General features: G+C 69.6%; 14 protein-coding genes and 1 tRNA gene. 2 read left to right on the top strand and 13 right to left on the bottom strand.

Annotation, left to right across the window (positions count from 1 at the left end; translation table 11 throughout):
* Nucleotides 1–260 precede the first annotated feature (260 nt).
* The 13 genes from IEY81_RS18910 to IEY81_RS18850 form a co-directional block, all read right to left on the bottom strand.
* Nucleotides 261–333 (bottom strand) — tRNA-Ala (locus tag IEY81_RS18910).
* Between the two features lie 63 nt (nt 334–396).
* Nucleotides 397–1,032, bottom strand: a complete 636-nt coding sequence (locus IEY81_RS18905) for a histidine phosphatase family protein (RefSeq protein WP_189120045.1) — start codon at nt 1,030–1,032, stop codon at nt 397–399.
* 6 nt (nt 1,033–1,038) lie between these two features.
* Nucleotides 1,039–1,413, bottom strand: a complete 375-nt coding sequence (gene rsfS / locus IEY81_RS18900) for a ribosome silencing factor (RefSeq protein WP_189120044.1) — start codon at nt 1,411–1,413, stop codon at nt 1,039–1,041.
* On the bottom strand, nt 1,410–2,093 hold the full coding sequence (gene nadD, locus IEY81_RS18895) for a nicotinate-nucleotide adenylyltransferase (RefSeq protein ID WP_189120043.1): 684 nt from the start codon (nt 2,091–2,093) through the stop codon (nt 1,410–1,412). The genes rsfS and nadD overlap by 4 nt, the downstream gene beginning before the upstream one ends.
* An 11-nt stretch (nt 2,094–2,104) precedes the next feature.
* Nucleotides 2,105–2,266 (bottom strand): hypothetical protein, encoded by a 162-nt coding sequence (locus tag IEY81_RS18890; protein WP_189120042.1) that lies wholly within the window; start codon nt 2,264–2,266, stop codon nt 2,105–2,107.
* 189 nt (nt 2,267–2,455) lie between these two features.
* Nucleotides 2,456–3,706, bottom strand: a complete 1,251-nt coding sequence (locus IEY81_RS18885) for a glutamate-5-semialdehyde dehydrogenase (RefSeq protein WP_189120041.1) — start codon at nt 3,704–3,706, stop codon at nt 2,456–2,458.
* Nucleotides 3,707–3,774: 68 nt separating this feature from the next.
* Nucleotides 3,775–4,200, bottom strand: coding sequence for a hypothetical protein (locus IEY81_RS18880; protein WP_189120040.1), 426 nt, complete (start codon nt 4,198–4,200; stop codon nt 3,775–3,777).
* 53 nt (nt 4,201–4,253) lie between these two features.
* Entirely contained in the window at nt 4,254–5,171 is a 918-nt protein-coding gene (locus tag IEY81_RS18875) for a phosphotransferase family protein (RefSeq protein WP_189120039.1), read from the bottom strand.
* A 23-nt stretch (nt 5,172–5,194) separates the two neighbouring features.
* Nucleotides 5,195–6,427, bottom strand: a complete 1,233-nt coding sequence (locus tag IEY81_RS18870) for a phospholipase D-like domain-containing protein (RefSeq protein WP_189120038.1) — start codon at nt 6,425–6,427, stop codon at nt 5,195–5,197.
* 188 nt (nt 6,428–6,615) lie between these two features.
* Nucleotides 6,616–7,569, bottom strand: coding sequence for an electron transfer flavoprotein subunit alpha/FixB family protein (locus tag IEY81_RS18865; protein ID WP_189120037.1), 954 nt, complete (start codon nt 7,567–7,569; stop codon nt 6,616–6,618).
* 23 nt (nt 7,570–7,592) lie between these two features.
* Complete coding sequence (locus IEY81_RS18860; RefSeq protein WP_189120036.1) at nt 7,593–8,384, bottom strand: electron transfer flavoprotein subunit beta/FixA family protein; 792 nt, start codon at nt 8,382–8,384, stop codon at nt 7,593–7,595.
* 111 nt (nt 8,385–8,495) lie between these two features.
* On the bottom strand, nt 8,496–8,831 hold the full coding sequence (locus tag IEY81_RS18855; protein WP_189120035.1) for a hypothetical protein: 336 nt from the start codon (nt 8,829–8,831) through the stop codon (nt 8,496–8,498).
* A 5-nt stretch (nt 8,832–8,836) separates the two neighbouring features.
* Complete coding sequence (locus IEY81_RS18850) at nt 8,837–9,616, bottom strand: enoyl-CoA hydratase/isomerase family protein (protein ID WP_189120034.1); 780 nt, start codon at nt 9,614–9,616, stop codon at nt 8,837–8,839.
* 201 nt (nt 9,617–9,817) lie between these two features.
* On the opposite strand from IEY81_RS18850, the gene IEY81_RS18845 reads away from it, so the two are divergent.
* Together IEY81_RS18845 and IEY81_RS18840 are read left to right on the top strand one after the other, a co-directional pair.
* Nucleotides 9,818–10,012 carry a hypothetical protein gene (locus IEY81_RS18845; RefSeq protein ID WP_189120033.1) on the top strand — a complete coding sequence of 65 codons (195 nt, stop codon included), beginning with the start codon at nt 9,818–9,820 and terminating at the stop codon, nt 10,010–10,012.
* A 3-nt stretch (nt 10,013–10,015) separates the two neighbouring features.
* Nucleotides 10,016–10,576, top strand: a complete 561-nt coding sequence (locus IEY81_RS18840) for a peptidoglycan recognition protein family protein (RefSeq protein ID WP_189120032.1) — start codon at nt 10,016–10,018, stop codon at nt 10,574–10,576.
* Nucleotides 10,577–10,781: the final 205 nt, after the last annotated feature.

Here is a 10,781-nt window from a genome sequence, read left to right as displayed (position 1 = left end):
AGGACTCCCACCGATCAGCCGACTGTCACCAACCTGATGGCCGAGTACACCTAGGAGCGGGGCCTGAGCCGTCGCCGAGTTCGCCAGGACTGCTGCTTTCCTCGCCTTCGAGGCCACCGACACGACCGGCATCGAGCTGGCCGTGGACGGCGGCGAGACGCAGCTCTGAGGCTCGTCGCGACGTCGTAGGGAGGCCACATGCAATCAGGGCCGAGCTCCGACCTTTCGGTCTGAAACTCGGCCCTGATCTGCTCTTTCGGTGGAGGTGAGGGGACTCGAACCCCTGACCCTCTGCATGCCATGCAGATGCGCTACCAGCTGCGCCACACCCCCGTGGCGTTGTCCCGGTCGATCACCCCGGGCAACGAGAAGAACATTAGCGGAAGGCTCTCGCGATCACGAAATCGGGGCCCCTGTTCCGTACGTCGCGAGCCGCCAGGGCGCAGCCGGCAGGATCCCGTGGGCGAAATCGCGGGCGACGAGCTCGATCCAGGCGCAGTTCGTCAGCGGCGCGAGGGTGGTGACCACGGCCGGGTCCCAGCCGAGGAAGGCGGCCAGCCCCTGCCGGATCGCGCCGCCGTGGGCGACGACCACGACGGTCTCGCCGGGCTCGACGGAGCCGGCGACGTCGTGGATCGCGGCGCTGAAACGGGTGGCCACCGTGGGCCAGGACTCGCCGCCGTACGGCTCCCAGCTCGTCGGCATCTCACCGAAGCGCTCGAGGATCTCCGCGCGCACCATCCCCTCGGCCTCGCCAGCACGGACCTCTCGCAGCCGAGGGTCATAGCTGACCTCGCGGCCGGTCTCCTCGGAGACGTACGCAGCGGTCTGCCGCGCGCGCTTCAGGTCCGAGGCGACGAGGCGGGTGACGTCGAAGGTCGCACCGAGCACGCGCGCGGCGGCCTTGGCCTGCTGGTGGCCGGTCTCGGCCAGCTCGATGTCGGTCTGCCCCTGGTAGCGACCCTCGGCGTTCCAGGGCGTGACTCCGTGACGGAGCAGGATGATGCGACGGATCTCGGCAGGGTCGACCACCGGGCGTCAGCTCTCGGAGACGACGTCGGCCGGCAGCTGGATCGAAGGGCAGTCGCGCCAGAGCCGCTCGAGGGCGTAGAACTGTCGCTCCTCCTCGTGCTGCACGTGGACGACGATCTCGCCGTAGTCGAGCAGCACCCAGCGGCCCTCCTTGTGACCCTCGCGGCGCAGCGGCTTGGAGCCGAGGTCGCGCAGCTTGGCCTCGACCTCGTCGACGATCGCCTGCACCTGCCGCTCGTTGGGCGCGGAGGCGAGCACGAAGGCGTCGGTGATGGCCAGCTGGTCGCTGACGTCGAAGGCGATGATGTGCGCGGCCTTCTTCTCGGAGGCCGCGCGCGCGGCGGTGATGGTGAGCTCGATGGCGTGCTCGGTCGCGGTCATACGCGGTCCTTGCTCTCAGAAGTGGTCGGGGAGGCCCAGTCCTTGGGCCGGTAGAGGTCGTGCTTGCCGATGTACTGCACCACGCCGTCGGGGACCAGATACCAGACCGGCTCCCCACGACGGTGCCGCTCGCGGCAGTCGGAGGACGAGATCGCCAGCGCGGGGATCTCGAGCATGGTGATGCGGTCGGCGGGGATCTTCCCGATCACCTCGGGGTCCATCGAGTAGCCCGGGCGCGTGCACCCCACGAACTGGGCGAGCTCGAAGAGCTCGTCGGTGTCGCGCCAGGTGAAGATCTCGGCGAGCGCGTCGGCCCCGGTGATGAAGTAGAGCTCGGAGTCGGGCAGCGCCTTGGCGAGATCGCGCAGCGTGTCGATCGTGTAGGTGCGTCCGGCGCGGTCGATGTCGACCCGGCTCACCGTGAACCGCGGGTTGGCGGCGGTCGCGATGACCGTCATCAGGTAGCGGTGCTCGGCCGGCGAGACGTCCCGGTCGGCCTTCTGCCACGGGTCTCCGGTCGGCACGAAGACGACCTCGTCGAGGTCGAAGAACGACTGCACCTCGGAGGCCGCCACCAGGTGACCGTGGTGGATGGGATCGAAGGTGCCGCCCATCACCCCGACACGGCGCTTGCCGGTCAGGCCCTCGAGACCTGGCTCGGGCGCTCCCCCGCTGCCCATCTGCTCAGCGCTCAGGAGTGCTCACGGCCGCCGGCGAACCAGACCAGGACCAGGATCGCGAAGACGAAGATCGCCAGGGAGACGCCACCGATGACCCACTCGATGCCAGAGGTGCCGTGCTCGGCCCCGTGCTCAGCGGAGGTGATGATGCTCGACACAACAGAGTTCGACATGGCGCACAGATTACCTTGCCGCAAGCGGCCGCGCGGGCGGGGGCACCGTCGCGAGCGGCGTCCCGGTGCGTGCTCGGCAAGGCGGAGGAGGGAGGCGGCCCGGTGTTGGCCGTCGACCGACGACAACGCTGCCGGGTGCGTGCTGGGGAGCCGCGCAGCAGGTGACCCCGCCCGCGCGGCCGCTTTGCGTCAGCGAACGTGCCCGTCCCCTGTGACGACGTACTTCGTGGAGGTCATCTCCGGGAGGCCCATCGGACCCCGGGCGTGGAGCTTCTGGGTCGAGATCCCGATCTCCGCACCGAAGCCGAACTCGCCGCCGTCGGTGAAGCGGGTCGAGGCGTTGACCATGACCGCGGCGGAGTCGACGGCGGCGGTGAAGCGGCGCGCAGCGCTGAGGTCCTCGGTCACGATCGCCTCGGTGTGGCCGCTCGACCACTTCCGGATGTGGGCGACGGCAGCGTCGAGGTCGGGTACGACGGCGGCGCTGATCTTCAGCGCCAGGAACTCGGCCGCGTAGTCGTCGTCGGTGACCGGCTCGACCCGGTCGAACCCTTGGAAGGTCTCGTCACCGTGGATCTCGACGCCCTGCTCCTGCAGGGCAGGCACGATCAGCGGCAGGAACTCCTTGGCGATGTCGGCGTGCACGAGCAGCGACTCGGCGGAGTTGCACACGCTGGTGCGCTGGGTCTTGGAGTTGATGACGATCGAGACCGCCTTGGCGAGGTCGGCGGCCTTGTCCACATAGACGTGTACGTTGCCCACCCCTGTCTCGATGACCGGCACCGTCGACTCCTCGACGACGCTGCGGATCAGGCCGGCGCCACCGCGCGGGATGAGCACGTCGACCAGCCCGCGGGCCCGCATCAGGGCCTTGACCGAGTCGTGGCCCTCGCCGGGGACGACCTGGATCACGTCGGCCGGGAGCCCCACGGAGGCGACCGCGTCGCGCAGCACCGCGGCGATCGCCACGTTGCTGGAGGCGATGTTGGAGGAGCCGCGCAGCAGCGCCGCGTTGCCGGACTTCAGGCAGATGCCGGCCGCGTCCACGGTGACGTTGGGACGCGCTTCATAGATCATCCCGACCACCCCGAAGGGCACCCGCACCTGGCGCAGCTCGAGGCCGTTGGCGAGGGTGCTGCCGCGTACGACGTCTCCGACGGGGTCGGGCAGGGCGGCGAGCTCGCGGAGCGCGGCGGCGATGCCGTCGAGGCGCTCGGGCGTCAGGGTGAGGCGGTCGATGATGTTGGCGGGGCTGCCCGAGGACTCGGCGCGGGCGACGTCGGCCGCGTTGGCCGCGAGCACTTCCTCGGACCGGGCGAGCAGCGCGTCGGCCATCGCGTGCAGCGCCGCGTCCTTCACGCTGCGCGGCGCGACCGCGAGCTCGTAGCTCGCCTCTCGTGCCTTCGCCGCCACCTCACGGATCACTGCCTCTGCGCTCATGTCAGAAGCCTATGCCGTCCGGACGGTCCGACCGGGACCCTATTCGCCGTGCGGACCGCACGGCCGGGTCACTTCGCCCCGCCCAGCCCCAGCAGCACGCCGAGACCCGCCAGCGGGTCGAACGGCGTCTCGGACGGCTTGGGTGTCGCGGGCGACTTCGCGCCGGCCGAGCCGGACGCCGACGGCGACGGCTTCTGCGGCGCTCGCGCCGGGGTCGCATCCTCAGCAGGGCCGGTCGGCCGGGTCGAGGGCGACGACGCGAGCCGCTTTCGATCACCCGCCGGGTCGGCAGGTGCCGTGCTCGCGGCACCCGGCTCCGGCTCGAACTCGTCCATCGCCGGATAGTCCACCGGCGGCTGATAGGACTTCCGCACGAACGCGATCCCCGACATCGATCCGGCGAACAGCGCCGAGAGCACCAGCGCCGTGATCCAGGGCGTCCAGCGACGCCACCAGTGTCCGGCGGGGCCGCCGGCCCCGTCGATCTCCCTCACTGCCACAACCATCCCCCATGTTGCACCGGCGTCGTCCCGGCGCAGTTCGAATCCTAACCGCGCGCGGGGACGTCCGGGGCGCCTTCGGGGTCGATATGGACATTCCCGGACCGGGCGATCGCGAGCAGCACGTCATGTGCTCGGGCGGCCACCGGATTCTGGGTTCGGCGCGCCGCGAGCTCGACCAGAGCGACGAGGTCCGCGGAGCGTGCCAGCTCGAGGGCTTCGGAGGTGCTACCACCCCGGATGGCGACATAGCCGGCCAGCACCCCCGAGACGTACGCCTCGTCGCGCTCGAAACGCAGCAGGTTGCCGAGGTCGGTGAACGGCGAGCCGGCGTGGGTGAACTCCCAGTCGAGCACTGCCCGCACCCGCAGCGTCTCCGGGTCGACGACCAGGTTCTTGGGGTTGAGGTCGCTGTGCACCAGGCACACCCGCGAGACCGGGTCGAGCAGGTACTGCGCGTCGGCGGCGACCTCACGTAGGGCGTCCAGGTCGGCCGGGGCCCAGGACAGCGCCTCGGCGTGCGACTCCACCCACTCGGTCAGATCGAGCGCGAACGGGTCGATGCGCAGATCCCGGTCGGCGAACGTCCCGCCGGTGAGGAACGGCATCCCGGCCAGGGTCGCCGCGACCTCGCCGAGGTGGTGGCCGAGTCGGCCCCGTCGCTCCTCGTCGAGGCCGGGCAGCAGCAGGTCGCCGCGTACGCCCTCGACGAACTCGGTCACCAGCAGCGCGGGCGTGCCCATGGCGGGGTCGGCGCGGCGTACCTCCAGGACGTCCGGGACCGGGACGAGGCCCCGCACCAGCCGGTGCAGGGCCTCCTGGATCTCCGCGGCCTGCGGGTGGTGGCGGGGGTCGGCGAAGACCCGCACCACCGACCGCTCCCCGCCGGCGTCCGCCAGGAAGGTCTCGCCCGACCAGCCGCCCTCGAGCGGCTGCAGTCCACCACCGAGTTCACCGAAGCTCACCCCGCGAGGTTAGCGGGAGGCGCTCAGGTGGCGCAGGGGCGGGACTTGGGCTCCTTGTAGATCTTGTGGGTCGCCCGCTTGCTGTCCCACATCTTGTTGAACCGGGAGGTGTAGGACTGGTAGTAGCTCTTCGAGGTGAACCGGAAGGTGACCTCGTCGTTGCTGAACGACGGCGGCGACCAGTTCTCGGAGCCGGTCCAGACGCTGAAGGTGCCCTTGCCACCGAAGGCGCCGTTGACGCTCATCCACTTGTAGTGGGAGTAGCAGCGCGAGCCGTAGACGATCTTGTCGCCGCTGGTGGACTTCTTCTTGCCCCAGTCCCAGGCGGCGTCGCGCGCCGGGATGCCGACCTTCCGCAGCTTGCGGTAGACGGGGTCGCTGGTGACCGAGCCGATCACCCGGACCACGCAGCCGCGCTTCTTCAGCCGGACGAGCTCGTCGGCGATGCGCTCACCGCGGCGGGCGTACCAGGCGTACATGTGGACCCGGAGGACGGTCTTGCCCTTGGAGCCGTAGCCCTTCGGGGCCTTGCAGCCGACCTTGCGCAGCCGGTCGATCACGCGGTCGCCGCTGCCCCGGGCGTAGATCTCGTCGCTGGTCGCGCCGGGACGGGTGCGCTGGAAGCCGACCGAGGTGCTCCCGCCTGCCCAGGAGACGTAGCGGGGCGAGGCCTTCTTGTCGGCCTTGAGCTCCTTGAACATCCGCAGCCAGGTCTTCCACAGGCTGGTGCTGGCGTAGACCGTTTGGGCGTCGTTCCACTGGCCGCCGGCGGCGCCGCCGCCGAGGTTGCCGGAGCTGTTGATCAGGATGTTGCGCTTGTTGCCGACGTGGGTGAAGGAGTGGATCTTGATGTGCAGGTTGCCCTTGCTGCTGCCGCGGCAGGCGCCCTTGCAGATGTAGAGGAAGCTGGGGCGGCTGCGGTTGCCGCCGAGCTGACGCTGGAGCGTGCGCTCGCCGTTGCTGATCAGGTTGTCGTTGACCAGGATCTGCACGTGCACCCCGCGCTTGTGGGCGGCGATGAGGTGCTTGATCGTGTCGGTGCGGTCCAGGTTGTAGGTGACGAACCGGATGTAGGAGCCCGCGCGCGCGTAGCGGATGCTGTTGTTGATCCGGTGGATGATGTAGTTGCGCTGCGTCGCGTTGCCGGTCGGGTTGTTGAAGACCGGTCCGGCCGGCGGCGACCAGGTGGCCGCACTGGCCGGAGGCGAGACGACGGTCATCATCGCCATGACCAGAGCAGCGATGCTCCCGGCCACAGCCGAAGCAATCGAGATCTTCCGGGTCGTCCTCGACCTCAGTGCATTCCCCCACATGCGGCCGGACTATACCCAGCGACGTATGGCCCGCAATGACAATTCGACAAACAAGCCACCAAACAGAAGAAAACCCGCCTCCGAGCACTGCTCGGAGGCGGGTTTTCGGGACGTACGTCCTAACTGGCTCGTCAGCCCTTGGCCGCCTTCACGGCCTCGGTGACGGCGGGGAGGACGGTGTGCAGGTCGCCCACGACGCCGAAGTCGACGAGCTCGAAGATCGGCGCCTCCTCGTCCTTGTTGACCGCGACGATGGTCTTCGAGGTCTGCATACCGGCGCGGTGCTGGATCGCACCCGAGATCCCGTTGGCCACGTAGAGCTGCGGGGAGACGGTCTTGCCGGTCTGGCCGACCTGGAAGGTGTGCGGCATCCAGCCCGAGTCGACAGCGGCACGCGAGGCACCGACAGCGGCACCGAGCGCGTCGGCGAGACCCTCGACGGCGGAGAAGTCGCCGCCGGTGCCACGACCACCGGAGACCACGATCGCGGCCTCGGTGAGCTCGGGACGGCCGGAGGCCTTACGCGGCTGGGAGGCCACGATCTGGGCGGTCTTGGCGGCGTCGGAGATGGTCACCTCGAACGGGGTGACCGCAGCGGCGCCGGCCTTCTCGACCGGAGCGGCCGAGTTGGGCTTGACCGTGATGATCGGGGTGCCCTTGGTGACCTTGCCCTTGACCGTGTAGTTGCCGGCGAAGACCGACTGGGTCGCCACACCGGACTCGTCGAGGTCGACGGCGTCGGTGATCAGACCGGAGTCGAGCTTGATCGCCAGACGGGCGGCGACCTCCTTGTTCTCCGCGGAGGAGGGCAGCAGGATCGCGGCCGGGGAGGCGGAGCCGGCCAGCTGCGCGAGCGCCTCGGCCTTCGGAGCGACCAGGTAGCCCTTGATCTGGGCGTCGTCGATGACGTAGACCTTCTCGGCGCCGTAGGCCTTGACGGCCTCCGCGGCGCCGGCGGAGCCGTCGGCGCCACCGATGTAGACCGCGGACGGCTCGCCGAGCTTGGCGGCCAGGGTCAGCAGCTCGTAGGTCGGCTTCTTGACCTGACCACCGGCGTGGTCGATGAGAACGAGAACTTCAGCCATGATTCAGATATCCCTTCTCGGCCTCAGATGAACTTCTTGGACGCGAGGAAGTCGGCCAGCGCCTTGGCGCCCGAGCCGTCCTCGTCGGTGACGATCTCACCGGCGGTACGCGGCGGGCGGGCCGCCGTCTCCTCGACCGCGGTGTAGGCCGCGCCCAGGCCGACCTGGGAGGCGTCGACGCCGAGGTCGCCGAGCGACCACGTGTCGAGCGGCTTCTTCTTGGCCGCCATGATGCCCTTGAAGGACGGGTAGCGGGCCTCGCCCGACTGGTCGGTGACCGAGAGGACCAGCGGCAGCGTGCCGCCGATGACCTCGGTGGCGACGTCGCCGTCACGCTTGATGCGGATCTGGTCGCCCTGGGTCTCGACGACCGAGGCCAGCGTGACCTGCGGCAGGCCGAGGCGCTCGGCGAGCATCGCCGGGACGACGCTCATGCCGGCATCGGTCGAGGCCAGACCGCCGACGACGAGGTCGACCGGGCCAAGCTTCTCGATGGCCTTGGCGAGCACCAGCGAGGTGGCGATCGCGTCGGAGCCGGCGATGGCGTCGTCGACGACGTGGACGCCCTTGTCGGCGCCCATCTGCAGCGCCTTGCGCACGGCGGCCTCGGCGGCCTCCGGACCAACGGTCAGCGCGGTGACGGTGATCTCCTCACCCTCGCGCTTCTCCTTGATCTGCAACGACTGCTCAACCGCGTACTCATCGAGCTCGGAGAGCAGACCGTCGACGTTCACGCGGTCGACGGTGAAGTCGTCCTCGAACTGCCGGTCCGCGGTCGCGTCCGGCACGTACTTCACAAGCACAACAATGTTCATGGTGGTGCGGCCTTGCCGGCCCCTCCTGGAATGGTCGTAGTTCGCCAGCGATGTTACCCGTCAGTCACATAAGGACGACAGGTGCCTACGCGTTGAGAATGTCACACGGCCTCACGGTCTGATGAAACCGGCCACGATGCGGCCGACGATCAGCCAGGCCAGCGCGCCGATGCCCCAGTTGAACAGGGCGTTCTTGATCTCCGCGTCCTCGCCGCCGAACTGCTTGATGCCGTTCTCCCGCGAGAACAGGCCCAGATCGGCGATGTCCGCGGCGTTGAGCACGAAGTCGACCAGCGAGTTGTCCTGGTTGGCGTTCAGCGCGATCAGCAGCGCCCCGATCGCCAGCGCCAGGGCGGCGATCAGCGCGATCACCCAGACCACTCGCGAGGCGTAGGACCTGACGGTCTTGACCACGGCCGGGCCGGAGGACGTCTTGGTGTCGGGCACGAGTGTCACTTCCCTTCGAAGTTGGCTTTGCCGGGGCCGGTCTCCAGGAACGACGTCATCCCGGTCTGGGCGTCCTGCGTCGCGAACACGCCGGCGAACTGCTGCTGCTCGATGGCGAGCCCGGTGGCGAGGTCCACCCCGAGCCCCTTGTCGATCGCCGTCTTCGCCGCCGCCAGCGCGTACGGTGCCGCCTTCACGTACTGGCTCGCCCACGCGAGCGCCTCCTCGTAGACCGAGGCCGCCGGCACGAGCCGGTCGGCCAAGCCGATTGCCAGCGCCTCGTCCGCCTTGACGAAGCGGCCCGAGAAGATCAGATCCTTGGCCTTGGACGGCCCGATCAGCCGCGCCAGCCGCTGGGTGCCGCCGGCACCCGGGATGATGCCGAGCAGCGTCTCCGGCTGACCGAAGGTCGCGTCCTCGGCGGCGACGCGGAAGTCCGCGGCGAGGGCCAGCTCGCAGCCGCCGCCCAGCGCATAGCCGGTCACCGCCGCGACCACCGGCTTCGGGATCTCCGCGACCGCGGTCACCGCGGCCTGCACTCCGGCGACGCGCTTGGCCATCTCGGAGTAGGAGAGGCCGGCCATCTCCTTGACGTCGTTCCCGGCGGCGAACAGGCGCTCGCCCCCGTAGACGACGACTGCGCGTACGTCATCGTCGGCTGCCGCCTCGTTCGCGACCTCGAGCAGCTCGGCCTGCACCTGGAAGCTGATCGCGTTCATCTTCGGACGGTCGAGCCGGATCGTGCCGACGCCGTCCTCGACGGTGAGGTTGACGAAGTCACCCATCGTGGTGCTCCCCTGTCTATGAAGCCGAATACGTTGTCGCGAACACTATCGGGTGCTTCCTGGCTCTCGTGGTCGCATCCACGCACTGCAGGATCGGGCAGTGCACAACTTCGGCCCTGGGCATCGGTGGACGACATGTATGTAACTGTGTTGCGCTTGAGGGCCCACGGATGCAAGACCGTTCCCCCACAGGAGAGTCGCATGTCTGACCCCGTCCCCCACCCCACGAGCCGTCGAAGAGTCCTCGCCGGTCTCGGCGCGGTCATCGTCGCGCCTGCCGTGACCGCCGCGACCGGCAGCGCGGCCGCCGCGAAGCCCGAGCAGGCGGCACCCGCCCCCGCCCCCACCGTCACGCCGGAGTGCCTCTCCGACCTGGTCGCGATGGGGGTGGCGTGAGCGATGGCGCAGATCTCCTGGCTCGCTGACGTCCTGCGCGGCGCCGGTGTCGAGGTCGTCGAAGAGGGCGACTGGCTCAACCGCGGCGCCACCTCCGGCGGCGGCGCCTTCGAACCGATCGGCGTCCTGTGGCACCACACCGCCGGCTCGACCACCTCCCCCGACAACCCCCACCCCTCGCTCGAGATCTGCATCAACGGCCGCTCCGACCTCCCCGGCCCGCTGTGCCAGGCCCTGGTCGACTACAACGGCGTCTTCCACCTCATCTCGGCCAACCGGGCCAACCACGCCGGCGCCTCCGGCGGCAGCGGCCCCATCCCCGCCGGCGACGGCAACACCCTCATGGTCGGCTGGGAGATCGACTACAACGGCGTCGACCAGGAGATGTCCCAAGCGCAGTACGACGCCTCCATCGCCGCCACCGCCGCCGTCATCCGCCAGCTCGGCACCGACGCCAGCTACGTACGCGGCCACCGCGAGACCAGCACCACCGGCAAGATCGACCCGTACGCGATCGACCTCGACGCGATGCGAGCCGACGTAGCCGCCGCCCTCGGCGCCTGACCCCACCCCGCCGACTCGGCGCAACTGCCCCAGATCCTGACGCCGAGCCGACGCAACTGCCCCATGAAACGACGCCGAGTCGGCGTATCTGCCCCGCTCAATTGCGCTGAGTCGGCGCAACTGCCCCACGAAACGACGCCGAGTCGGCGCAACTGCCCCAGTGTCGTACGCACCGGAGCGACCATTCGGGGCAGACGCGCCGACT

This window comes from Nocardioides luteus, from assembly GCF_014648595.1.
Taxonomy (GTDB): domain Bacteria; phylum Actinomycetota; class Actinomycetes; order Propionibacteriales; family Nocardioidaceae; genus Nocardioides; species Nocardioides luteus.
Note: the sequence above shows the minus strand (reverse complement) of the source record. Positions and strands in the feature narration are given on the sequence as shown.